The following is a 22546-nucleotide window of genomic DNA, read 5'->3' as shown; positions in this document are numbered from 1 at the left end:
GAGAGGGGTTCGACATGGAGCTGTTCGACACCACGGAGATTCGCCGGACCGAGGCACTGCGTCGGCACGTTGCCGAGGCGACCGAGGCCGGTCAGGGCGACCTGTTCGGCGACGTCGCCGAGGCGCCCGCGGCGGTCGTCGCCGAGGTGGCGTTCTGCTGGCCTGAGCCGGTCGGCGCGTTGTTCACGCGGGAGGACGCCGCGGGCGCGATGATGCTCGCGTGAGCGTGACTGCGTACCTGGGTGTGAAGGGGCTCGCCGAGGCGCTCGGCGTGTCCCGTCATGCCGTCGACAAGTGGCGCGCTCGCTACCCGGCGGGCGCGCCTCTCGCGTTTCCGGCGCCCGATGTCGAGGTCGACGGTGTGCCCGGCTGGGCGCGTGAGCGGCTTGAAGAGATCACGCGATGGCGGGCGGATCTACCGGGGCGCGGCGCCGGTGGTGGTCGCCCCCGGACTCAGTCCGAGGACTGACCGGGCGCCGAGGTGGCGCGGTCGCGCCCGTAGGCGGCGAGCCCGTCTTGGTGACCTTGGCGCCACACCCCAGCGAGCATCCGCGCGCGCCGGTCACGCTCGTATGCCGCGGCCCGCTCGGCGGGCGTGCGCGGCCCTTCCCATACGGGAACGTGGGGCGGGGCGTAGGGGTTGGGCATGGTCGGGGCGAGCGCATACCCGGCGGCATAGCCCTCGGCACGCGCGGCGCGCACCTGCTCGGCTGTTACTGCAGCCACGTCTCACCCCCCGTGCGGAACCGCTTTCCGTTGCCACCGCTGAGAAGTTCGGCGGTGAATTGGTCGAACGTGAGCCTACCGTGGTCGTCCCACCATTGTTTGAGTTCGTCGCTGGCCCATCGACGCGCATAGGTTTCGTTGCGGCGCCACAGGTCCCGCGGGTTGAGGCCCTTTCGCTGTCCCTCGGCGGTCAGCAGGTACCCGTTGGTCGCTGCCTCGGCGGTGAAGTAGTCGCGTTCGAGCGCGTCGGCGTAGGCGGCGCGCGCCAACTCGTCGAACCCGCGCCCGCGGTAGCCCTCACCGCGTAGACGCGCGATCGCATCGTCGCGGCGCACCCGCTCGATATCCACGCCGAACACCTCGGCGTAGGCCGATTCGTAGTCCTGGCCCCGCTCGGCCAACCGGTCGACCTTGGCCCACTTCTCGGCGTTGGGGTCGTCTTCCTCGGCCTGGTCGACGGCCTCTCGGCGTTCCAATTCGGCGAGCACGGCGCCGACGAGGGCGTCGTCGTCGGCGACCTCGGCGAGCCGGTCGGCGAGTTCGTCGTCGGTGAGCCCGGCGAGGTCGGCGGCGAACTGCTCGACCCGATCCCGCTCGGCTTGTTCTGCCTCGGCGCGCTCGCGTTCGATGCGGTCGCGCTCGGCCTGCTCGGCGGCGAGTCGCTCGCGTTCGCGCCGGTGCGCCTGCTCGACGGCGACGGCGTCGAGGCGCGCCTGCTCGGCGGTGCCCTCGGCAACCTGGTCGGCGGCGTAGTCGCGCCGTTTGCGGGCGGCGGACAGGGTGCCGTGGCCGAGGTTGAGCTGCTCGCGGTGTCGCTTGCGGTTGAGCCCGGTCGCGTCGACGCGCTCGCGGATCTCGGCCTGAAGGTCGCGCACTCGGCGCCGCGCCTGGGCTGCCTCGGCGGGGATGAGCGCGGCGGCTTCTTTCCGTTTCTCCTTGCGCACCTTGCGTTCGAGCGCGCGCAGGTGTTCGCGTTCGTCCTCGGCGCGCTGGTCGTGCTCGGCCGGTTCGGGCAGTCGGGTCACGCCGGGCACGTAGGGCAGCCAGGTGTGGCGACAGTTCGGGTGCATGAGCCCGGCGGCGCGCGCATCGTCGACGGTCGCGGCGACCTCGACGCGCATCGGCTCGCCGGTCAGCTCGTTCTCAACCGTGCGGGAACCTGCGGGGCCGGTGCGGGCAAGGATCAGCCCTTCCCACACCGAACACAGGGCACATCCGTCGGTGGTGCGGGAGATGGTGACCAGGTTCACGCCGAGCGAGTCGAGCCGGGCGAGGTGTCCGTCGTTCCACGCGCGCGCCGTCGCCGTCCTGGTCGCCATCTCGACGTAGGACGCGAGATTCCAGCCGCGGCCGGACCGGTCGACAAACCCGGTGACCCCGTCGGACACCAGCCGGTCCCACGCCGCGCGTTGCGCGGTGCGGGTGGTGCCGGTGCCGAGTAGCTGCGCGGGTGCCGCGGCGGCGACCGCGACCTGGTAGGCGTCCTGAGCCCAACGGAGGACCCGCAGGTGTAGGGCGTCGAGTCGTGAGGTGAGGTCGGCGGCGAGCAGGGCGGCGGCGTCCATGCCGGGGATCACGTCGCGCAGGGCGAGCAGTTGCTCGTCGTCGAGCGCGCCGAGGTCGGCGAGCTGGGCGAGCGCGGCGGCGGCGCCTGCCTGCCACGCGGCGAGCACGGCCTCAGCAGCCGCCGGACCGGCCTCGGCGCGTAGCTGCGTGAGCATCCGCTCGGCGGCTAGGCGGACCTCCCGGACCGCGGCGGCTTTCTCCGCTGCCCACTCGGGGATGTCCTGCCCGGCGCGGGCTCGGCGGGCGATGTCGCCGAGCAGCCGCGCCTCGGCCGCAGTGAACACGGCGAGCAGGTCGCGGGCGAGTTGCTCGACGATTTCGCCCGGATTACCTCCAACTTCAGGCGTCCAGGCCACGGAGTCACCTCCGCGAGCACTGCCGAACTTATGAACCCAGTAGGTCGAGGTGAAAGCCGAACGTAATTAGCGCAAATGCAAACCAGCGGACCGGATGGCTGGATTCTTTCGCGCGCAATATCCAGACCGCTGGCTTAACTAACCGATCAAGATAGAGAGGGACTATCCGAAAAGCGCTAGAGATGAACCCGCCGACAACCACGATCCATGCAACCGCTATCTCGATCGGGTTGATCTCATCTTTGACCACGAGAATCCGGAACAACCAGACGACGGGCACGAATGTTGCAAAGAGCCAGAACAGCGGATAATAGGAGTTAGCCCGCTGGCGGTTTACCGGGCGACTGCTGATCGATATAGAAAAGCGTTCAATCCTGGCAGGCCCGATAAGATCGAGCACTACGATTAACCCACCGAAATACTGGGCGAGCTTCCCAGCGCGCGCCCACCACAGCATAGGCACGCCAAACATATTCGTACCATCGACCTTTTGCCCTGACCACCACAGTGACCAGGCTTCCCAGTAACTCACCGACTGCGCCACATGACCTCCGCAAGAAGGTACCTAGGCTAGTCCAGGGGCGAGCGACCGAAACGTCGCTGGATCAGGTACGGCGCGGCCGGTCTCGGCGTGAATCTGGGTGACCTCGGCGGCGACCTGGTCGTCGTCCCACTCGGGGTGAACCATCCGCACCCGCACGTCGGTCGAGGCGGCCTCGGCGGCGAGCAACGCCTGCGCGGTGCGGGCGAGCTTCTCGGGGTCCGGTTGCGCCTGGTCGCCGAACGACACAACCGGGTCGGTGTCGAGCACCGCGCCGGGCCTGCCGAACACGTGCGCGTCGACGTCGAGCAGGGCGCCGGTCATTGAGCCGAGTCCGGCCGACCAATAGCGCGTCTTCTTGTCGCGGGTGGTCTCCGACAGTTCACGCCGGTCGACGACCTCGGTAGCGGTGACGCCGGTCGCCCCGCCGTTGGTCTCGCCGAACGTGCTCGGCGAGTACCCCGCGGCGCGCAACACGTCGTGCGTGATCTGCTCGGCGGTCTCGCGGTGCTCGCGCACCCGGATCGCGAACTGCGACGGGGTGATCGGCGGCGACCCCTCGCCGCGCCCAGTGAGCATGTTCAACTCGGTGAACACCTCTTGATCGTCATCGAACGTCGCGCCTTGGCCGGGGCCGTTGGGTTGCAGGTACCCGGCGGGCACCATGAGCCTGGCTTTCGCGAGCCGAACGTCACGCATCCACGATGAATAGGTCTCGTCGAGCGCGTCGAGCAACGGCTCGGAACCGTCGAAATCGCTGCGCCCCAACGGCTTTAGTGCCGGGGTGCCGCGCCATTCGCGTGAAGGGCGGACGTTGGGAATGTACCCGGCGGTGAGCCGCGGGGTGCCGGTACCGATCGCACCGTCGGCGTCGACCAGGTCGGCGGCCCACGCGGTCGATGGGTGTTCGGTGAGCGGGATGGGGCGGCCGAGTTCGTCGTCGGTGCCCATGTGCAGGCTGTGCAGGATGCGGCCGGGCTCGTGCCGTTCGAGGTGGCGCAACACGGTCGCCCCGTCGGTGCCGTCGAGGGTCTGCCAGAACGTCACCGCCGCGAGTTCGCGCCAACGCCACTCCGGTACCGCGGCGTCGGCGTCGACGGCGTCGAGCATCGCGTGCGGGCGAACGTCGGCGTCCCACACCACCCGCAGGTAGACCCCGCCGAGTGCGGCGGCGACCTCGGCGGCCTCCAGTAGTGCACTGTGCACGGCCGGGGTGTTGGCGATCTCGTCGAGCCTGGCCTGCGCTGCGGTGTCCTCGACGGTCATGCGCGGCGGCTCGGCGAATAGCAAGTCGGCCGACGCGGTCGCGATGTCCGAGGCAAGCGGAACATGAAGCCGGGTTCGTTGCTGTCCGCGGGGGGTGACTGGTCGACCCCAAAAGAACCGGGACACGGCACCGACGAGCCCGCCGCAGTACTGCGACGGGCGTGCGTGCACCGTGGGGCTATTGGCGTAGAACGCAGCGAGCTGCTCGGGCTTGCCCACATACCAGGCGTCCCACTCGCGCATCCGGGTCGCAGCGCGGTTGAATGGCACCGGGGGCCATTGGCTCATACCCACCCCCATATGCAATTTGGCGGAAGTTAATCCTCCAGATGTGGAGCAATGTCGTCAGAAAGCCAAGGGGGTTTCCAAGCTAGGCGCTCGCATACTTCTTCGAATGAGGGGTCAATCGCGTCGTGATATTTGTAGATGTCGGTAATGCGCATCCCCAGGAGATGTTCCCGTTGTACCACCGTATCGGCATAGCCCATATCTTTGCGGGCGGCCAGTATGAGGTCACCGTATAGGCGCAGTAGGATGACGGCCGGTGGATCATTGTAGGTAGCCTGCATAAAATTATGGTAGGTCTTGATCGTTTCGTCCGAGCCGTAAATCGCGATCCATGTCGCAAAATGCTGGAGCTTGTCCACTAGGTCCGTCTGTTTGTGCGCTGGCTTCTGCGCGAAAATATCTCGCATGAGGTTGAGCATGGGCTCGTATACCTGGTATTTGCGGTCTGATATTCGGCTTTCGAGTTCACGCATTTTTTGCGCTTCCGCGTCGGCTCGTCGAGTTCTTAATGCGAACACGCCTGCAACTACAGCTGCGACGATCGAGGCCAGGGCCGGAATTCCGGCCACTACAAGTATGAGCCAAGTGCTCTGCGTCATAGTTGGTGAAGTTAACGCACGGCGCCGACACTGGAAGCTGGGGCTGAATCAGGTACGGAGTGAACTACGCCAGATGTTTTCGGTGGTGGTGATTGCGTAGCGACCTGCGTCAAGGCTGTGGTCGGCGACCTTGATCGGGGCATCGGTGCCCTTGGTGGTGGCGGTGTCGTCCCACGAGTAGCCGGGCGCCTCACCGATGAACCCGGTACAACGGTCGGCGACCCGCAGGCGTTTCTCGGCGAGCAGCGACGAGACGACCCGAATGCCGTATGACACGTCGTTGTCGGCGGCTTGGGTGGTCACCCCGTCGTTGTGGAGCTGTACCCGGAACGACGCGGCCGACGGGTCGGCCACGATCCATTCCGGACGTAGCGCCGACGGGCGGGGGAGATGCGGACGGTCGAGCCAGTCGCGCAGACCAGCCGACAGCTGCGTATCGGTGAGTCTCACCTGTGTGTGCGCCGGATCGTGGCGCCACTCGTCGACAAGGTATAGCCGGTGGTCAACACCCTCACCGAGCAACACCGCGGAGGTTGCGTTCGTCGTGCCGTAGTCCACACCCACGGCCAATAGACGCGCCATGTCCGGCAGGTCGGCCCACAGCACGACGTGATCGGCCGGGTTCCACATGTCGAACACGGCGCCCTCGGCGGCGACCCACTCGCCGAGCACGAACCGACGAAACCACAACCCGGTGTACTCGCGCCGGATCGAGTCCTTATAGGACTCTGATAGTGCGGGGTTGTCGTCTAGGTCGAACACGAACGAGCGCCAGTCGGGCAGCTTGTCAAGCCGGTCGAGATAGCGGCGCTTCACCCAATGCGCGGGCGAATCCGGGTTCGTGGTGGCGAAAAGTTGCGCGCCCGGAACGCTCATGCGGCCGAGCAACTGCACGAAGAAGTCCTGTGCGATAACGGTTAGCTCGTCGACATAGGCACCACAGCAGGTGAGCCCGCGCAGCACCTTCTCGGCCTTGCTGTCCGAGGCGCCGAGCACGTACACCGTGCGGCCGAGGATCTGCGCCGTCGGCGCCCCCGCGGTGTAGTGCACGTGCTCGGCGATTGAACCGAACAGCGACGGGTCGGTGAGCACGGCGAACACGTTGCGCGCGACGCTGTCGCGGGTGCGGCCGACAACGACGAGCTGCCCACCGCGGGGCGCCGAAGCGACATAGATCAACCAACGCAACAGGCTTGCGATGGTCTTGCCGGATCGGATGGCGCCCGACCAAATCGACACGCGGGTGCTCGACTCGCGCAGCGAGTTGACTTGTTTCGGTGACAAAGGCATATCTAGTTGGATCATTGAATGCGCGGGGCCTATGATCTAGGGTTATGGCGAGCACAGTTTGTGGATGGTGTACCAGATTTTCCAACATGACCTATGCGGATGCGACGGCCGTCGTTGACGACGGGCCGGATCACACATTTGCGATGGCGGTTTACAGATGCGACCACTGTAGGAAATTGAATATCGCGTATACGCGTCGGCCTGCACACGAGATTCCGCAACTCAGCCCGAACGAGGTTCAGCACTTCTTTGCTCATGTCGATGACGAGTTGTGTTGGCTTCCCGACGATCACTCGTCGCCCAGGTCATTCGAAGACGTACCGGACCATGTCGCAGAGGCCGCATCCGAGGCTCACAAGTGCCTACAGGTAGGAGCATTGCGCGCCGCCGTCCAATTGGCGCGATCCGTGGTTGAGGCAACAGCCAAAGAAAAAGGTATCACTTCAGGTGTGCTTGCGAGCAAAATTGAGGAAATGCATAAGGCTGATCTGATTCGGCCTCATGTTCGCGAGGCGGCTCATGAGATTAGGTACCTTGGGAATGAGATGGCGCATGGCGACTTTGTGGCCACCGTAACGAAGGAAGACGCCGTGGAAGTACTCGGATTGATGGACGAGGTGTTGCTCGAAGTCTTTCAGTCGCCAGCCAGGGTTGAAAGACGCCGCAATGCTCGACTCCAAAGGAATGCGACGCCATAGTTCACAGTGGCTGGTTCGTGATACCGAGTGCCATGCCCAGGGTCATGAGCATTGACCGCGCATTGTCGGCGCCCTTGTCGGCGTCGATCTGTTCGAGCCGGGCGGCGGCGCCGAGGTGGGTTGAGGTCGCCGACGCGAGGGCCTTCTCGTCCTGGGCGGGCACGTGGTCGAGCGACTTCGTCTCGATCCCGTGCACGGTGGTCGCGGTGAACGAGTAGCGCTCTGCCTCCAGTCGGGCGAGCAGGTGCTCGGCGCGGCCGTAGAGGCGGCCGACGATCTCGGCCCGGCGGGCGCGGTTGTCGACCTGCCGGGCGTGCGTGGCCGCGGCCGTCGCCGTGCGGTCGAACGAGAGGCCGAGCGCGCGGGCGATGCCGGTGACCGTCGACGGGGAGCGGTTCAACGCGCGGGCGATGTCGTTGCGCGTCTTGCCCGCAGCGTGCAGGGCGCGCACCTGGTCGCGGTCGGCGTCGGTGACCAGGATTCGAGGCACGGCGATCACCTCGCCCGCCGTAGACATGCGACAACCTCGGACCCTGGGGGTGGTCCGAGGCTGCCTAGATCTTGGTGCGGGTACAGCTCACCCGCTGCTGATCACCAGTTTAAGCACACCTTGCTGATTGTGGGTGACAAAGGGAGCCGCTACGCCCACGGCAGCCAGTCGAGCCATGTCGCGACGCCAGCCACGGCAGCGACCACCGTCGCGATGCCGACAAAGATTCCCCTTTTCCTCCATCGTCGCCAAAACGAGTCCGGCGGCGCACTAGCGGCCGGTGTAATTGTATTCGATCCGCCGGTCGATGCCTGAGCGTTCACCACATTGAGAGTGTTACGCTTCCCTGTGATGATGTATTGGATAGCCATATCGGCCGCATCTTTGGTGGGCACTTGTTGTCCGTCGGCCATTGACCCCATCAGCTCAGCCACGATTTCAGTTAGCGCGGTCCGCACCTGGTCTACCACGTCGCCAAAGGCGACCGGGCTGATCTTCCAATAGACACTGTGGATCGTCTGGTAAGGGTCGCCAATCTCGGAGTTCATGACCTTCGCGATCGAGGCGCCCTCGGGAAGTGAGATCTTCGTGTCCTCACCGCTGCGTGCGAGACCGGATATTGTTCCGATGCCCATTCGAAGGTTCACTCCTTCGCCGATTCCTGATTCTTTGACGAAATCAGGGAGATCGATGGGGCTGATCGGCACGCCGGTCATCTTGTAGTTTCCTCTAATGCCGTCAATGCAAATTCCGGCGGCAACTTTTCGATATTCGGGCAGTGTGTCGCCGTTGACATAGCCGTTGAGTTCCCGGCGTGCCCAGTCGCGAAGTTCGATGGAACTTGCGCGACCGCCAAGTGCGATGCATTTACGCAGCAGGGGTGCCAGTGGGACGGATTCATCTAGCGCACCCTGTTCGATCTCGCTGAGGAGACCGCGGTCACGGGCCTTCATCAGCCCAGTATGGGGCCACGGGCCGACAGGACGATGCGGGCATCGCCGGGAGTCTCAGCTCTGCCGAGTGCGCATCGGTGTAGCGAGAGCGACGTCAATCACTTCGCCGAGCAGGTACCGAGGTCGGCCGCGCCCGTCGGGTTCGCGGCGGGTGATCTTGCCCGCACGCGCCCACGTGCGCACGGTATTCGCCGCTAGCTCGCGGCCGAGAAGCCTCGGCAACGCGCGGGCGACCTCGGCCGCTGTCGCCAGATGTCCGCGGGCGGCGTCGAGCAGCGCGGCGCGCAGAGCCTCGACGTCGTGCTGCACCTCGCACTCCCGGCACCCGACGGTCGCCCGATTGGGGACCGCGTACAGGTCGGCGCCGCAGTCCGGGCACGGCCCGCAGTACACCCGCGCCGGGGCAAGGTCGACCGCCCGGCGGGCGCGGTCGACGGCGTCGCTGACCTCGTCGATCAACTCGCCTGCGGCCGGGTGGTACTCGACCCACGTCGGGTGGCGGCGCAACCATGCGGCCATCTCGGGCAGGGTGTCGCCGAGGTCGAGCGGATCGAGTTTCGCAACCTTCACCGGCGAGCCGTCCGGCGCGGTCATCCCGGTCGGCTCCGCGCGCCGCAGCCCATTCGTTTCCCAGAGGTCACGCACCCACGTCGACAGAACGTTGCGCAGGTCGTCGCGCACCTCGGCGGCGCCGTTGTTGAACGGAAGCCCGGTCTCAGCGGGACGCGAGCCGAGCCGGGGGCCTGTGCGAGTTTGCCGTGCGACCGTTGTGTCGAGTTCGTCGACCAGGTCGGCGACGTCAAGTAGGTCGGTGCGGAGTCGGCCGAGGCAGATACCGCACACGTACACATCGGTCGGGTTGGCACAGGACGGAACGGTGCAAGGGGTCACGATCTGAGCGTGGAACCCTGATGTCACCGCCAAATCGCGCACACAGAATGAGACAAAGATCACTGCCAATTTGGTGCTTCTTAACTGTCAAGATCCGGTAGATAAACTTCCAAACGCGCGCGCACGCGGGCACGCGCGCGAGGGGTCCGTCTGAGAGTGACGGTTTGCGGGAAGTCGATCCCGCGCTCTTTAATGGCGATTGTCAATCACATTGCAACTTTCTCGTGTTGGGAGGCACTCGACGTTCCTTCGCGGAGTTACTTCCTCCGAACGTCGGGGGTGCCGCGGGGGAATGAGAAAGGGTGCGATGTTCGATCGACAGGGGATGCCTTCCGGTAACCATCGCCGTGACCTGCCTGGCCTGTTGGACGGGTGGGCGCTGGGGGTGGACGCCGTCGGCTGGACTGCCGACACCCTCGGCGCGAGCGGCCTTGCCACGTGGACAAGGCCGCTCGCCGGGGCGCTCCGCTTGGCTGCTCGCTTGCTGCGCGGTAGGAGGTAACCCCACACGGGCGGCGGCCCGGCCGTAGGTGTTAGCCGCACCTTGCGATCGGGCCGTCGCCCACACTTTCCCCGCGAGCGTATTCGCTCGCAGTAACGGAAACATCAAAGGTGATGATTTCCGATATCGCCTATTCTAGTACCTCTTGACGCTTAAGCGTCAAAGGGTACGCCCAGGTCACGCCTCTGACGGTTCGATACGCACCTGTGCTGATTCCGTTCGCTTCACCCTATGCCGCGTGCACCGCGGCGACGAGCGTTCGATCAGGCGCGGCCTCGCGCGGGGAGGGTATGCCGGGCAGAGGTAGCACGTACTGCCCCCTGCAAGCCCATACGCGCCCGGTGCGCACTGGCACTCCGAGGATGATCGGCGGTCCCCACGGATCGCGCGTCCGCGCCCGGTTGCGTTCGCGGCGTTCACGGTCGTAGGCCGTATGCGCCTCGCGGCACAGGTCGCATCTGCAGCCGTGCTTGGCGTATCGGCTGTTCGTGCCGTGGCCGGGGCGGACGGCGGGCGCCGGGTCGCCGGTCTGCTCGGCGAGCCGTTCGCGCTCGTCGGCGTCGAGTCCTCCCCAGATGCCCCACGCCTCACCCGTGCTGAGGGCCTCGGCGAGGCACTGCTCGGCGACCGGGCACCCGGCGCACAGGGCGCGGCACTCGTCGACTTGCTCGGCGGGCGGGTCGATGAAGTCGAGGTCACCGAACCGACCGCGGCACGCGGCGCGGGTACGCCACTCAGGCAGGCGCAAAGTCATCACGGAGCCTCCGCGCGTTGTCGACTGCTTCGGCGAGCGCGAGCGTGATCGGCGACCAGTGGACCCGCGGCCTGTTGGCGAGGTCGGCTTCGTGTTCGTCGCGGCGCCGATGGTGATCGAGGGCGCGGTCGAGGGTTTCGGCCACTGTGGACAGTGTTTCGACGGCGTCGCCGAGGTCCCCAACGAAAGGGCATTTTCGTAGGCGACCTGACCGGTTGGGCTCGACGGCGACCGGCTCGCCGAGGCGCTCGGCGCTCATCGGTCGACCCCTTCGACGGCCGCGCGCGCCGGGCGGGGCGCTGAGGCGCCGGGGGGCCCGTGCGCGCGGCGGCGGTCGCGACCGGTCGGCCGCGCGATGTCGGCTCGAATCTGGGCGGTGGTCGTCCAGTACTCGCGGACAACCGGCCGCTCGGCGCCCTGGCCCTCGTTGGGGCCGGTCGGGTTGGTGCTGGTCATGCGGTTTCCCCCTGGTCGGTCATGGCGGCGAACGCGGCGGCGAGGCGGACCGGGTGCGCGGCGGTCTTGGTGAGCGGGCGCCCGCCGGGTCCGGTGCATCGGGCGCCGGGTTGGGCGTGGCAGTAGCCGCACGTGACGGCGAGCCACGCTCGGCGGACGTCGGCCTCGGCCTCGGCGTATTCCGGGTCGACCCCGCGGGTGACGGCGAGCGCGGCGGTTACGCGGGTGACCCCGTCACGGATGGCGCGCAGCCTGGTGTCGCCGAGTCGGCGAGCGGCAGCCTGTTCGTGGATCTCGGCCTGGTAGCGCCGTTCGACTTCGGCGCGACGCAGGGTGCGCCAGTGGTCGACGATGTCGGCAGGCATGACGGTCTCGGCGTGGCGCCGGTAGTGCTTGCGCACGGCGTCGGCGCCGACCTCGGCGGGGACGTCGTCGAGGATGGCGGCCCACATCGCCAGCACGTCGCCGTCGGGCTGTGGGATGCGCGGGTCGACGGCCGATGCGGCGCCGAGCAGGGTCGCGACTTCGGCGCGGTTCACCGAGTGCCCCCGCCGAGGGCGAGCCGTTCGACTGGGTCGGACTCGGCGTAATCGGCTTCTGCGGCGAGCTGCAACCAGCCGCGCACCTTGTCGCCGCGGGTCGAGCGTGCCGCCGGTCGGCTCGGCGGGTTCGCCGCGTGGTGTGCGGCCTTGACCGCGTCGTCGTACAAGTGCGGCAACAGGCCGGGGCGGGCGTCGGGTCGACGGTGCCACTCGTCGAGCGCGGCCCGCACCGCGGCCGGGTTGCCCCCATCGCGCAGCAGCCCGTCGGCGACCTTGGCCAGTGCCCGGACGGTCGCCGGGCGGTAAGCGGCGCCGGTCTGCTCGCGCCACTCGGCGACGAGCCGGTACGCATCGGGCCGAACCGCGGTCGCCGACAGTTCCGCGACGGTGGCCGTGCCTCGCGGGCGGGCACCCGCGACGCTGCTTTTCGGTTCCGTAGTTCGGTTCAGTACTTCCGGTTCACATTGGGGTGTCACTGTGACCCCCGCGTGGGGTGTCGCTGTGGCAGGGGCCGGGTGTCGCTGTGGCACGGGGCGGGGGTCACTGTGTCCAGTAGGGGTGTCGCCGTGACCGACCGGGGCGGGGACCACTGTGACCGGTTCAGATGGACCGTCGACGGTGAGCCGGTAGACGTTCGAGGTGTCGGCGCCGGTGCATCGCTGGCGTCGCGCGCGGGCGATCAGGTGGCGTTCGGCGAGCGCGTCGAGGGCACGGCGGACCGTCCGCTCCGACGCTTCGGTTTCCCGCGCCAGGGTGGCCACCGACGTTGTCGCGCGACCGTCTCGGTTGGCGTGCTCTGCAAGCACGAACAGCACGAGTTTCGACATGGGTCCGCCCGCTGTCTGCTCGGCGGCCCATCGCATCGCTTGAACGCTCATGCCGAACCGTCCGCGGCGGTGTAGGCGGCGCCGATGTCGAGCGGGTCGGCGTCGAGCAGGGCGGCGACTTGGTCGAGGGTGTCGCCGCGGCGGCGCAGGATGCGCAGAACCTCGGCGGCCTCGGGCGCGGGCAATGACCGGTATGGGCGGCGACTGCGGAGGGCGGCCTCGACGGCGAGCGCGTCGAGTCGGCGTGTCCCGGTCGCGGGCATGGCGGAAATGGGCGTGCGTGTACGCAACATGTGTTGTCCCCCTGGGGATGCGGCGTGTACGGGCGTGCGTCATCGCGCCAGCACCCAACGGGCCTGGTCGGTGACGGCGTGGAATCTGTGTGGACGGTAGGCGGGCCGGCAGGCGTTCTTTTGACTAGTTGTCAAAAACGGCGTTCGGTCACCCGATCGGACGTATGTGTGCGATCCAGACACGGTTGCGGCTTGCCCGGCGTGTGCGGCGTCGGCTGCGGTACTCGCCGCAGGGCACGATCACCCGGCGGGCGGCCCATATGCCGAGCACGGACGGCAACACGTTCGGCGAGTGCGCCTCGGCGTCTACGTCGTCGGGCACGCCGCGGCGCACGTCGTCGGCGGTGAACGGCCGCCCGGACTCGACCAGGTCGGCGAGCACGGCCTCGACGGCGTCTCGGTAGCGCCGGTGTACGGCACTGGCTGCGGCGAGGTTCGTTTCCTGCCCGGCGCGGCGGTCGGCGAACGCTAGGGCGAGCTGGTCGACAGGGTCGACCACGGCGGCACCTCCCACCGATACGGGTCGGCGTGAACATCGCGTACCCACTCGGCGAGCAGCGCCAACAGGGCGCGGTGCGCGGCGGCCTCGGCGGCGCGATGGGCCGAGGTCCACGCCTGCACGGTCGGGCAGGTCGGGCACTCCGGGCAGCAACCGCCGCAGTCCTCCGGGTCGCAGCAACCGGCCGGGTTGTGGTCGAAACAGCAGACGACCACCCGCCCGGTCGGCACGAGCGCGGTCGAGGTCACGTCGCGACCCCTTTCAACGCCCGGCGCAACGCGGCCAGCGACCGCTCGGCGCGGGTCGCCCGCGTCTTCCACTCGTCGCGGTCGGCGGCGACCTGGTCGCGGTCGGCAAGCCGGGCGAGCACCTCGGCGAGCGTCACCTCGCCGAGCGCGCCGAGGTCGGCGTGTTCGGGGTTCGACGGCGCCGCGGTGCTTGTTCAGGTGCGGCCGGATCGAACGGACGTTGTCCGAGGTGTAGTCGCAATGCGCGCACCCGTAGACGGTGCGCCCGTCGGCGAGTAGCAGGGTGCGGGTCTGCTGCCAGACGACCGGCTTGCCCGCCCGGTCCCGCATCGCGGCCTCGGTCGGCTCGTCGGCGAGCACCTCGACCCCGTTGACCACGGTCGCCGTCATCGGACATCACCTCCGGCAATGTCCGACCCAGCAAGACGGGCATCACGCGCGTGGAGACAAACACTCGCGGCGCTCACGCGGCGACCCCGGACCCAGACGCGCGGGTCGCCTCGACGGTGAACACGTCATCGAACGACACGTCGAGCTTGTGCAGTGTCGCGGCGATGAACGGGTTGCCGGGCAACTGCTCACCGTCGAGGACCCGCCCCACGGTGGACTGACTGACACCGAGGCATTTCGCGATCGCGTACCGCGATCTCAGACCCCGGCAGGTGGCGATCTTGTCGAGCGCATCCACCCGGACACGCACACGAACGGTCAACACAAAACATCCCCCAATGCTTCCGTCGGCGGACGTAACGTCCGCCTACGGGATCAACACTACGGCCGATGTCACCCGCGTTTCAACGCTTCCATGCACGCAAGCAGGGCAAACAGGACCCCGACGAACGTGGGGTGTACGTAGTTCCGCACGCGGAACTACACTCCGGCTCATGACCTTGAACCCCTGGTGGCGGTACCTCGAAGACCAACTCCACAAGCGGAAATGGACAGTCGCAGACCTCGCCCGTAAGTCGGGCGTGTCCCAGAGTCGCATCGGCCACTGGCGCGACACCGGCGCCGTCCCTTCGACCAAAAACGCCCGCGCCATCGCCGCGGCCCTCGACGTCCCCGTGCTGCTCGTGTTCGTCGAGGCCCAGATATTGACCGCCGACGAGGCGATGCTCCGAACCGACCGGCGGCCGTCACTGGAACCGTTCTCGGTCAGCCAGTTATTGCGTGAGGTCCAGCGCCGATATACCGATCTTGAGTTCGCCGCGCGCGACCCCCGAGACTTCGCCCGAGAACTCGCCGACGCCCTCGACGATCAACGACTGCAACGGGTGACCAGGACCACCCGCGAGGCCGCTAACCCTCTGCACCTGGTGGCCGACAGTCCCAGTGGGGAGAGGTTAAGAGATCAGCAAGAACGCGCGTGGATCACCGACGAGGAACTGCCCGGCGGCGAACTGGGGACACAAGAGGACGTAGAGGAACTAGCAGACCCGGACGGCCCCGAAGGCGGCGCCTGACATCGGGCGGCAAACTGGGGGAAAGATGCACTGGGGGAAGTGCTACGACCCGCACGACCACGCCGAGATCCTCGGCGCGGAGATCATCTATTCACGCGCGGTCCGGGGATTCGGCGACTACCGCGCCGGAATCATTCGCCTGCACCCCGACCTGACCCAAGCAGAAGCTCGATGCACAACAGCTCATGAAATCGTGCACCACCAACACCGCGACGACATCCTCGGATACTGCGGCGTCGACTGGCTTGATACCCGACTCGAACGCCGGGTCCACACCATCGCATCCCGACGCCTGATCATTCCCGCTGAACTCGCCGACGCGATCAGATGGACAGACGACCCGAACGACATCGCCGAACAACTCATCGTCGATACCCGCACGCTGTACACGCGGGTCCTCGCATTGACGCGCGCCGACTACGCCGACCTCCGCACCGTCGCGAACGGGGTCGTTCGACGGTCGCTCGCCGACCTCCGAAGGAACGCCGCGAGACACCTGAACCAGCAACAGCCCGGCGCCTGACACAAGATCAAACCCAGTGCATACGCCTCGGCCGTTGCGTTCGCTCAGACCGTCCGTGTTCACCCGCCATGGCCTCGGCTGCGTACCCGTGCACTGCGTAGCGCCAAGCTGCGGAAGTACGCGCGCCGTGCGGATAGCCCGCGCCGCTCCCGCTCGTCGTCGGTCAATACGTGATCGGGGTCGACTTGGTGCTCGAATCGCGCGAGTGCGGCGCGCCGTGCAGGTTCGGTTCGAGTGGACCTATCGGACGTATTCGCCCACGATGCGTGGGCGGCGGCTGAGCTACGTAGGGCGCGCTGCGCCGGGGTGAGGTTCTTACTTGCTGCCATACCCCAAGCACAGCGCGCCCCTGTCACCGATCAGGCGACCAGATTGTCGACGATCGAGAGGCGCTCGTGCTCGTCGAGCGCGCGCTGCTGTTCGGCCTCTTTGCCGTAGTGGCGGGGCATCTTGGTCGACGACCATCCGGCAATGACCATGAGGCCGTGCTCACTCCCGCCCGCCTGCTTCCACCGGTGCGAGAAACCATGACGGAACCGGTGCGGGTGCACAGACCCCGTAATGTTCGCCTGCTTTCCGCGCCTTTTCAGCATCGTCTGAATCCCGGCGATGCTAAGCGGCTTGTCGCCTCGGCGTGAGAGCCACAATGCCGGGCTGACGTCGGCAAGCGGGTGCTTAGCGCGCGCCTTGAGGTAGCGAGCCAACACGAGTCCCGTGCTAGCACCAAATCGAACCATTCGGACCTTGCCGCCCTTGCCCCGGATCGTTAGCCGTTTGGTGTGCAAGTCCACGTCATCGGCGAGCAACGAATGCAACTCGGATACCCGCATCCCCGTGTCGATGAACATCAAGATCATGGCGGTATCCCGCAACGCCTGTAGATCCTTGCCCGTGCACGCCAACAGCAATGCCGCGTGATCGGCATCGCTCAACAGGTGCGTGATCTTCTCGTCAGGCTGAGGCGGATCGGTTTCGAGGAACGGGTTAGCTCCCTTGATCTGCTTCCGCTTTTTGAGCCACGCGAAGTAAACCCGGAGATTCCGATAGTTGTGCGCGGCGTTGGCGGCCGACGTCGACGTGATGATGTCGACGATGAAGTCGTCGATGTGGTGAGCCTCGACGTCGTCGGGTTCAAGGTCCAACCCCTGCGCGTCAAGCCACCCGGTCCACCTGCGGGCGGTCCGAAGGTATCCACTCTCCGTGTGCTTGGAGAGGTTCTTGGCTTGGATGGTCTTCTGCCACCGCTCGGCCAGCATGGCCCACACTGCGGCGTTCGTGCTCGTCGTCCCCATGTCACAGACCCTCTAATCGTGTCGTCACCGAGCGCTGTGCCTGCTCACACGGGGTCTGGCGCACTCGGCGCGAGGGGCGTCTGACCACCCGTTTTGGGTGGTCAACAGCCCTGCGGTACCCTCTCCGCGTTGGAGGATTCGCATAGTGGCCTAGTGCGCACGATTGGAAATCGTGTTGGGTGTAAAAGCCCTCAGGGGTTCAAATCCCCTATCCTCCGCACCGCGAGAGCCGGTCACCAGTGGTGACCGGCTCTTCGCTTTCACCGGTGTGGGCGAACAGGGTCTTCGGCAGGCCGCCGCGGCGGACCGGTACACTTGGCGACGGACCCCGTGCGGTGTTCATCTCGCGAACCTCCCCAGGGCCGGAAGGCAGCAAGGATAAGCGGGCTCTGGCAGGTGCACGGGGTCCCCTTTTGCCCGGGGTCCTATTCGCGCCCCTTGGCCACCATCTCGTAGCTGCGGACCCGGTCGGCGTGGTCGTACACATTCGTGGTGATCATCAGCTCGTCGGCCCTCGTCGCCGCCAGCAGGTCGGCGATCCCCTTCTGGACAGTGTCCGGGCCGCCGATGATCTGCGAGTCCAGCCGGTCGTCGATGAACAGCCGGTCCATGTCCGTGTACGGGTAGGCGGCGGCCTCGGCGGGCGTCGGCATCCGGCCCGGCGTGCCCTTGCGCAGCTGGAGGAACTGCAGCGCGCCCGGCTGGGCCAGCTCACGGGCCGTCTCGTCGTCGTCGGCGCAAATCACCGACGCGGCAACCATGGCGTAGGGCTCGGCCAGCGCCGCCGACGGCTGGAACCGCTCGCGGTAGAGCGCCAGCGCGGGCAGCGTGTTCTCCGAGCTGAAGTGGTGGGCGAAGGCGAACGGCAGGCCGAGCAGCCCGGCGACCTGGGCGCTGTAGCCGCTGGAGCCGAGCAGCCACATCGCGGGCTGGTTGCCCAGCGCGGGCACGGCCGTGATGCCGTTCGAGTCCCGGCCGGTGAAGTAGTTGGACAGCTCAGCGAGCTGCTCGGGGAAGTCGTCGACCGAGAGTTGGCCGGTCGAACGGCGCAGCGCCCGCGCGGTCACCTGGTCGGTGCCGGGCGCGCGGCCGATGCCCAGGTCGACCCGGCCCGGGTGCAGCGCCTCCAACATGCCGAACTGCTCGGCGACCACGAGCGGCGGGTGATTCGGCAGCATCACGCCGCCCGACCCGATCCGCAGCGTCGAGGTGGCCATCGCGATGTGCGCGAGCAGCACGGCGGGCGCGGAGCTGGCGATGCCGGGCATGTTGTGGTGCTCGGCCACCCAGTACCGGTGGTAGCCGAGGCGCTCGGTGCGCTGGGCGAGGTCGAGGCTGTTGCGGAGGGCGGCGGTCTCGGTGGAGTCGCTGGCGACGGGCGCCAAGTCGAGCACGGAGAGGGGGACGTCGGTGGGCACAACACAGTGCAACGCTCTAAGGCCGTCGGAGCTTCCCGGGCGCGGGGATGTCGGTCGAGCCAGGTAGGGTCGGGCCCGTGGCGCTTGCCCTTTATCGGAAGTACCGACCGGCGACCTTTGCCGAGGTCGTCGGCCAGGAACACGTCACCGACCCCCTGCGCGTCGCGCTGTCGGCAGGCCGGGTCAACCACGCCTACCTCTTCTCCGGTCCGCGTGGCTGCGGGAAGACATCCAGCGCGCGCATCCTCGCCCGGTCGCTGAACTGCGAACAGGGCCCGACGGATGAGCCCTGCGGCACCTGCGACTCGTGTGTCGGCCTCGCGCCGAACGGGCCGGGCACGGTCGACGTCGTCGAGCTCGACGCGGCCAGCCACGGCGGTGTCGACGACGCCCGCGAACTGCGCGATCGCGCGTTCTACGCGCCCGCCCAGTCGCGCTACCGCGTCTTCATCGTCGACGAGGCGCACATGGTCACCACCCAGGGCTTCAACGCCCTCCTCAAGATCGTCGAGGAGCCGCCGGAGCACCTGGTCTTCATCTTCGCCACGACCGAACCGGACAAGGTCCTCGCGACCATCCGCTCCCGCACGCACCACTACCCGTTTCGGCTGATCCCGCCGGGCGCGATGCGCGAGCTGCTGGAACGCAACTGCGCCGCCGAGGGCGCCACCATCGAACCGGCCGTGTTCCCGCTGGTCATCCGCGCGGGCGGCGGCTCGGCGCGCGACACCCAGTCGGTGCTCGACCAGCTGCTCGCGGGCGCGGGCCCCGAAGGCGTCACTTACGAGCGCGCGGTCGCCCTGCTCGGCGTCACCGACGTCGCCCTGATCGACGACATGGTCGACGGCCTCAGCGCGGGCGACGCCGCCGCCGTCTACGGCACGGTCGACCGGCTGGTCGAAGCGGGCCACGACCCCCGGCGCTTCGCCTCCGACTTGCTCGACCGCCTGCGCGACCTGGTGCTGCTGCGGGCGGTGCCGGACGCGGGCACCCGCGGCCTGGTCAGCGCACCCGCCGACGAGATCGACCGGATGGTCGGCCAAGCCGAGCGCATCGGCCCCGGCACCCTGACCCGCTACGCCGAGATCGTCCACACAGGACTCGTCGACATGCGCGGCGCCACGGCCCCGCGTCTGCTGCTGGAACTGCTGTGCGCGCGGATGCTGCTGCCCGGCGCGGTCTCGACCGACGCGGCCGCGGATTCCGCGGTGCTGCAACGGTTGGAGCAGATGGAAAGGCGCGTCACCGTCGGCGGGAGCGCGCCGGCCGCCGCGCCCGCCGACGACACCCCGGCCCACCCGGTGATCACCCGCCCCTCGCAGCGCCAGGCCGAACAACCGGCCCCACCCACCCGAAGCGCCGCCGCCCCGGCCGCCGCGACCGGGGCAAGCCCGGCCACCGCGACCGCACCCGGCCGAACCGCCGCCGCCTCGACCGCTGCGACCGCTGCGGGCGCACCCGGCCGAACCGCTGCGGCATCGTCTGCCGACGCAGCGCAACCTGCCCACGCCGGCACACCCGCGGCCGCCACCGGAGCGAGCGCTCCGGTAGACCCGCCCGCTGCCCGACCCGACGCCGCGGGTCCGGCTGCCCGGCCGGCCGGCTCGCCCACTGCCGGCGCTCCGGCGCCCGCCGCCGCACCCGGTTCGGACTGGCCCACGCCGAGCACCCCCGCGAACGGGGCCGCCCCGCATAGCGGGAGCGCGCCCGTCGCCCCGGCGCCCACCCCGTCCACTCCGGGAGCCCTGGACGCCACCGCCATCCGCCGTGTGTGGTCCGAGCTGCTCGGCGCCGTGCGCAAAGCCAGTCGCAGCACCGAAGCCATGCTCACCAACGCGACCGTGCAGTCCGTCGAGGGCAACACGGTCGTCGTCGCGCACACCGCCGCCCCCTTGGCGCGCAGGCTCGGTGAGCCGCGCAACGTCGAGGCGATCGCCCAGGCGCTCAACGCCGTTCTCGGTGGCACGTGGCAGGTTCGCTGCGTCCACGCCGAACCGGGCAGCACCCCGACGAGCGCGGCGCCCGCCCGCCCGGTGGCCCAGTCGCCGCAGCGCACGTACGAGCCGCCAAGTCGCGTGATCAACAACCGGCCGCCCGCCGAGGACGCGCCGCCTCCGCCGCCGGAGCCGGAACTCCCGCCGGAGCCCGAAGACGAAGAAGAGCTGATGGCGCAGGCCGCCCACGCCCCGGAACCCGGCGCGGAAGGCTCCCGGCAGGACCCGGAAGAGGCCATGCTCAAGCTGCTCGCCGAGAAACTGGGCGCCAAACCGCTGAAGTCGTGAACGCGGGCCCTCGCATCGGGCAACAACTGATGTGAGGACGATGACCGACCGCGACGACACCGAGTCCGACCGCCCGTACCTGGGCGGTCCGGATGCGGCGCTGGTGTTCGGCCGCCTGTTCGACCAGCACGCGGCCCCACTGCACCGCTACCTCGCCCGCCGCGTCGGGCCCGAGATAGCCGACGACCTGGTGAGCGAAGCCTTCCTGGTGGCGCTCCGGCAACGCGACACCTACGACGCCCGACAGGGCACGGTCCGCTCCTGGCTCTACGGCATCGCGACCAACCTGATGCGCCGGTTCGTCCGCCAGGAGGAGCGCGCGCTCCGGGCGGGCATCCGGGCGGTGGGCCGCGAGGAGAGCCACGACGAAGGTTCGCGGGTCGCCGACCGCGTCGACGCCGAGATCGCCGTGCGAAGACTGGCGGCCGCGCTGGCCGACCTCTCGCCCGGCGACCGGGATGTCCTGCTGCTCACCTCGTGGGCGGGCCTGGACTCCAAGGAAGTCGCCGAGGCACTCGGGATTCCCGTGGGAACGGTGCGGTCCAGGCTGCATCGGGTCCGCAAGTCGTTGCGTGCCAACGGTCATCGTCAGCACACCGCACGAGAGGAGGAAAGCCATGGGTGACGACGACAACCTGCGTGAGCTCTGGTCGGAGGACGAGTTGGACACCGCGCTGTCGCGGCTGAACTCCGCTGTGCGAACCGACGCGCACGCCCTCGCCAGGGCGCGTGCCGAGCTGATGGCCGCCGCGGGCGGCCCCGAACAGGGGGAGACGATGACCACGACAAAGAAGCGCCGCTGGGTGCGATGGGCGGTTCCGGCGGCCGCCGTCGCCGCGGTGGTGGCCGGTTTGTTGGTAGCGCAAACGGTGTCCTTCAACGGAAAACCGCCATCAGCGAGCGCCGCCGCGGCCGAACTCAACGCCGCCGCCGACCGGGTCGGCGCGGCCGACCCGCCGGTCGGCCCCGGGCAGTACCGCTACGTGGGCACCCACGCCTGGTACCTGAACGGCATGCAGATGACCGACGGGAACGACTACTTCGCCTACCTGGCGGAAAGCAAGAAAGAGACGTGGATCCCGGCGGACTACCGTCAGGAATGGTTGCTGCGCAGCCAAGACACGGGCAACCGCAAGTGGGTTGTCGGCACCCGGGAGGAAGCGCTGGCCGCGGGCTACCCGGTCGACGAGCAGCTGGTCCCCGACCGTGAGGAGCGCGCCCCTTGCGGCGACTTCGGCGCGGCCGACGAGAACAGGCAGCCCTGTTCCCGCGAAGGGGCATGGCAGATCCCGACGCCGGAGTTCCTGGCGGGCTTGCCCAAGGACCCGCGTCAGCTCTACGACCGGCTGCGGGCGGACACGGCGGGCCACGGCAAGGGCCCGGACGAGGTGGTGCTCGTCTATGTGGGCGACGTCCTGCGGTCGGGCATCGTCCCCGCCGACATCCGCGCCAACCTGTACCGCGCACTCGCCATGGTGCCGAGCCTGAAGATCACCGACCGCGCCGCGAACCTCGACGGCAAGATCGGCGTCGCCTACTCCGTCGGCGAGGGCGAAGGCCGCAAGGAGATCATCATCGACCCCGCCACCGGCCACTTCATCGGCGAACGCGAAACCGCGGGCACCGACATGGACAAGGTTCACCCCGGCACCGTCATCAGCTTCACCTCAGTAGAAACCGCCATAGTCCCCCAACTCGGCACACCCCCCACCAAATAACCGCGAGTCGCCCCCTCCAGCAAGTGAGTCGCCCCTTCCAGCGAATGAGTTCGACATTCGCGATG

The 22546-nt window shown here is 68.1% G+C and carries 29 protein-coding genes, 1 tRNA gene and 1 other RNA gene; 10 read left to right on the top strand and 21 right to left on the bottom strand.

The window, feature by feature from the left end; translation table 11 throughout:
* Positions 1-14 precede the first annotated feature (14 nt).
* Positions 15-224, top strand: a complete 210-nt coding sequence (locus ACUZ2Y_RS18645; protein WP_476320576.1) for a hypothetical protein — start codon at positions 15-17, stop codon at positions 222-224.
* A complete protein-coding gene (locus ACUZ2Y_RS18640) occupies positions 221-469 on the top strand; it encodes a hypothetical protein (protein ID WP_476320573.1) in 249 nt (82 codons plus the stop codon). Before ACUZ2Y_RS18645 ends, ACUZ2Y_RS18640 begins: the two co-directional genes overlap by 4 nt.
* Here ACUZ2Y_RS18640 and ACUZ2Y_RS18635 read toward each other — a convergent pair.
* From ACUZ2Y_RS18635 to ACUZ2Y_RS18610, 6 genes are read right to left on the bottom strand one after another with little or no spacing between them, the layout of a single operon-like run.
* On the bottom strand, positions 454-726 hold the full coding sequence (locus ACUZ2Y_RS18635) for a hypothetical protein (RefSeq protein WP_476320570.1): 273 nt from the start codon (positions 724-726) through the stop codon (positions 454-456). The genes ACUZ2Y_RS18640 and ACUZ2Y_RS18635 overlap by 16 nt on opposite strands.
* The gene (locus ACUZ2Y_RS18630; RefSeq protein ID WP_476320567.1) at positions 714-2648 is read right to left on the bottom strand and encodes a phage minor capsid protein; all 1935 of its coding nucleotides are present in this window, start codon (positions 2646-2648) and stop codon (positions 714-716) included. The genes ACUZ2Y_RS18635 and ACUZ2Y_RS18630 overlap by 13 nt, the downstream gene beginning before the upstream one ends.
* A 28-nt stretch (positions 2649-2676) precedes the next feature.
* On the bottom strand, positions 2677-3192 hold the full coding sequence (locus ACUZ2Y_RS18625; RefSeq protein ID WP_476320564.1) for a hypothetical protein: 516 nt from the start codon (positions 3190-3192) through the stop codon (positions 2677-2679).
* A gap of 21 nt (positions 3193-3213) precedes the next feature.
* On the bottom strand, positions 3214-4743 hold the full coding sequence (locus ACUZ2Y_RS18620) for a phage portal protein (RefSeq protein WP_476320561.1): 1530 nt from the start codon (positions 4741-4743) through the stop codon (positions 3214-3216).
* A gap of 29 nt (positions 4744-4772) precedes the next feature.
* On the bottom strand, positions 4773-5342 hold the full coding sequence (locus ACUZ2Y_RS18615) for a hypothetical protein (protein ID WP_476320559.1): 570 nt from the start codon (positions 5340-5342) through the stop codon (positions 4773-4775).
* A gap of 48 nt (positions 5343-5390) precedes the next feature.
* Positions 5391-6581 carry a PBSX family phage terminase large subunit gene (locus ACUZ2Y_RS18610; protein WP_476320556.1) on the bottom strand — a complete coding sequence of 397 codons (1191 nt, stop codon included), beginning with the start codon at positions 6579-6581 and terminating at the stop codon, positions 5391-5393.
* Positions 6582-6718: 137 nt separating this feature from the next.
* On the opposite strand from ACUZ2Y_RS18610, the gene ACUZ2Y_RS18605 reads away from it, so the two are divergent.
* Positions 6719-7330, top strand: coding sequence for a DUF4145 domain-containing protein (locus ACUZ2Y_RS18605; RefSeq protein WP_476320553.1), 612 nt, complete (start codon positions 6719-6721; stop codon positions 7328-7330).
* A 1-nt stretch (position 7331) separates the two neighbouring features.
* Here the strand turns inward: ACUZ2Y_RS18605 and ACUZ2Y_RS18600 are convergent, their stop codons facing one another.
* From ACUZ2Y_RS18600 to ACUZ2Y_RS18540, 13 genes are all read right to left on the bottom strand, one after another.
* Positions 7332-7847: a helix-turn-helix domain-containing protein gene (locus ACUZ2Y_RS18600; protein ID WP_476320551.1), complete on the bottom strand. Its 516-nt coding sequence runs from the start codon at positions 7845-7847 to the stop codon at positions 7332-7334.
* 122 nt (positions 7848-7969) lie between these two features.
* Positions 7970-8773, bottom strand: coding sequence for an AbiTii domain-containing protein (locus ACUZ2Y_RS18595; protein WP_476320548.1), 804 nt, complete (start codon positions 8771-8773; stop codon positions 7970-7972).
* 54 nt (positions 8774-8827) lie between these two features.
* On the bottom strand, positions 8828-9664 hold the full coding sequence (locus tag ACUZ2Y_RS18590; RefSeq protein ID WP_476320546.1) for a hypothetical protein: 837 nt from the start codon (positions 9662-9664) through the stop codon (positions 8828-8830).
* 731 nt (positions 9665-10395) lie between these two features.
* Entirely contained in the window at positions 10396-10920 is a 525-nt protein-coding gene (locus tag ACUZ2Y_RS18585) for a WhiB family transcriptional regulator (protein ID WP_476320543.1), read from the bottom strand.
* The gene (locus ACUZ2Y_RS18580; protein ID WP_476320540.1) at positions 10901-11179 is read right to left on the bottom strand and encodes a hypothetical protein; all 279 of its coding nucleotides are present in this window, start codon (positions 11177-11179) and stop codon (positions 10901-10903) included. Before ACUZ2Y_RS18580 ends, ACUZ2Y_RS18585 begins: the two co-directional genes overlap by 20 nt.
* On the bottom strand, positions 11176-11376 hold the full coding sequence (locus ACUZ2Y_RS18575; protein WP_476320538.1) for a hypothetical protein: 201 nt from the start codon (positions 11374-11376) through the stop codon (positions 11176-11178). The genes ACUZ2Y_RS18580 and ACUZ2Y_RS18575 overlap by 4 nt, the downstream gene beginning before the upstream one ends.
* A complete protein-coding gene (locus ACUZ2Y_RS18570; RefSeq protein WP_476320537.1) occupies positions 11373-11915 on the bottom strand; it encodes a zinc finger domain-containing protein in 543 nt (180 codons plus the stop codon). The genes ACUZ2Y_RS18575 and ACUZ2Y_RS18570 overlap by 4 nt, the downstream gene beginning before the upstream one ends.
* Positions 11912-12796: a helix-turn-helix domain-containing protein gene (locus ACUZ2Y_RS18565; protein ID WP_476320534.1), complete on the bottom strand. Its 885-nt coding sequence runs from the start codon at positions 12794-12796 to the stop codon at positions 11912-11914. The genes ACUZ2Y_RS18570 and ACUZ2Y_RS18565 overlap by 4 nt, the downstream gene beginning before the upstream one ends.
* Positions 12793-13038, bottom strand: a complete 246-nt coding sequence (locus tag ACUZ2Y_RS18560; RefSeq protein ID WP_476320531.1) for a hypothetical protein — start codon at positions 13036-13038, stop codon at positions 12793-12795. Before ACUZ2Y_RS18560 ends, ACUZ2Y_RS18565 begins: the two co-directional genes overlap by 4 nt.
* 148 nt (positions 13039-13186) lie before the next feature.
* Positions 13187-13537, bottom strand: a complete 351-nt coding sequence (locus ACUZ2Y_RS18555) for a hypothetical protein (protein WP_476320529.1) — start codon at positions 13535-13537, stop codon at positions 13187-13189.
* A complete protein-coding gene (locus ACUZ2Y_RS18550) occupies positions 13507-13785 on the bottom strand; it encodes a hypothetical protein (protein ID WP_476320527.1) in 279 nt (92 codons plus the stop codon). The genes ACUZ2Y_RS18555 and ACUZ2Y_RS18550 overlap by 31 nt, the downstream gene beginning before the upstream one ends.
* Positions 13782-13922 (bottom strand): hypothetical protein, encoded by a 141-nt coding sequence (locus ACUZ2Y_RS18545; protein ID WP_476320524.1) that lies wholly within the window; start codon positions 13920-13922, stop codon positions 13782-13784. The genes ACUZ2Y_RS18550 and ACUZ2Y_RS18545 overlap by 4 nt, the downstream gene beginning before the upstream one ends.
* Positions 13923-14248: 326 nt before the next feature.
* Entirely contained in the window at positions 14249-14497 is a 249-nt protein-coding gene (locus tag ACUZ2Y_RS18540) for a hypothetical protein (protein WP_476320522.1), read from the bottom strand.
* Positions 14498-14669: 172 nt separating this feature from the next.
* Between ACUZ2Y_RS18540 and ACUZ2Y_RS18535 the strand changes: the two genes are divergently transcribed.
* Positions 14670-15248 carry a helix-turn-helix domain-containing protein gene (locus ACUZ2Y_RS18535; protein WP_476320519.1) on the top strand — a complete coding sequence of 193 codons (579 nt, stop codon included), beginning with the start codon at positions 14670-14672 and terminating at the stop codon, positions 15246-15248.
* A gap of 25 nt (positions 15249-15273) precedes the next feature.
* Entirely contained in the window at positions 15274-15771 is a 498-nt protein-coding gene (locus ACUZ2Y_RS18530) for a hypothetical protein (protein WP_476320516.1), read from the top strand.
* Positions 15772-16130: 359 nt separating this feature from the next.
* Here ACUZ2Y_RS18530 and ACUZ2Y_RS18525 read toward each other — a convergent pair whose 3' ends face one another.
* The gene (locus tag ACUZ2Y_RS18525; RefSeq protein WP_476320514.1) at positions 16131-17063 is read right to left on the bottom strand and encodes a tyrosine-type recombinase/integrase; all 933 of its coding nucleotides are present in this window, start codon (positions 17061-17063) and stop codon (positions 16131-16133) included.
* Between the two features lie 131 nt (positions 17064-17194).
* On the opposite strand from ACUZ2Y_RS18525, the gene ACUZ2Y_RS18520 reads away from it, so the two are divergent.
* Together ACUZ2Y_RS18520 and ffs are read left to right on the top strand one after the other, a co-directional pair.
* Positions 17195-17281 (top strand) — tRNA-Ser (locus tag ACUZ2Y_RS18520).
* 102 nt (positions 17282-17383) lie between these two features.
* An RNA gene (gene ffs / locus ACUZ2Y_RS18515) (signal recognition particle sRNA small type) lies at positions 17384-17478 on the top strand.
* Positions 17479-17488: 10 nt separating this feature from the next.
* On the opposite strand, the gene ACUZ2Y_RS18510 is transcribed toward ffs, so the two are convergent.
* Entirely contained in the window at positions 17489-18481 is a 993-nt protein-coding gene (locus tag ACUZ2Y_RS18510; RefSeq protein ID WP_476320512.1) for an LLM class flavin-dependent oxidoreductase, read from the bottom strand.
* Between the two features lie 77 nt (positions 18482-18558).
* On the opposite strand from ACUZ2Y_RS18510, the gene ACUZ2Y_RS18505 reads away from it, so the two are divergent.
* The 3 genes from ACUZ2Y_RS18505 to ACUZ2Y_RS18495 are packed head-to-tail and all read left to right on the top strand — an operon-like array spanning position 18559 to position 22481.
* Positions 18559-20763 (top strand): DNA polymerase III subunit gamma and tau, encoded by a 2205-nt coding sequence (locus tag ACUZ2Y_RS18505; protein WP_476320510.1) that lies wholly within the window; start codon positions 18559-18561, stop codon positions 20761-20763.
* 40 nt (positions 20764-20803) lie between these two features.
* Positions 20804-21388, top strand: a complete 585-nt coding sequence (locus tag ACUZ2Y_RS18500; protein ID WP_476320508.1) for an RNA polymerase sigma factor — start codon at positions 20804-20806, stop codon at positions 21386-21388.
* Positions 21381-22481 (top strand): CU044_5270 family protein, encoded by a 1101-nt coding sequence (locus ACUZ2Y_RS18495; protein ID WP_476320506.1) that lies wholly within the window; start codon positions 21381-21383, stop codon positions 22479-22481. The genes ACUZ2Y_RS18500 and ACUZ2Y_RS18495 overlap by 8 nt, the downstream gene beginning before the upstream one ends.
* Positions 22482-22546: the final 65 nt, after the last annotated feature.

Source organism: Actinokineospora sp. UV203, from assembly GCF_056323665.1.
Note: the sequence above shows the minus strand (reverse complement) of the source record. Positions and strands in the feature narration are given on the sequence as shown.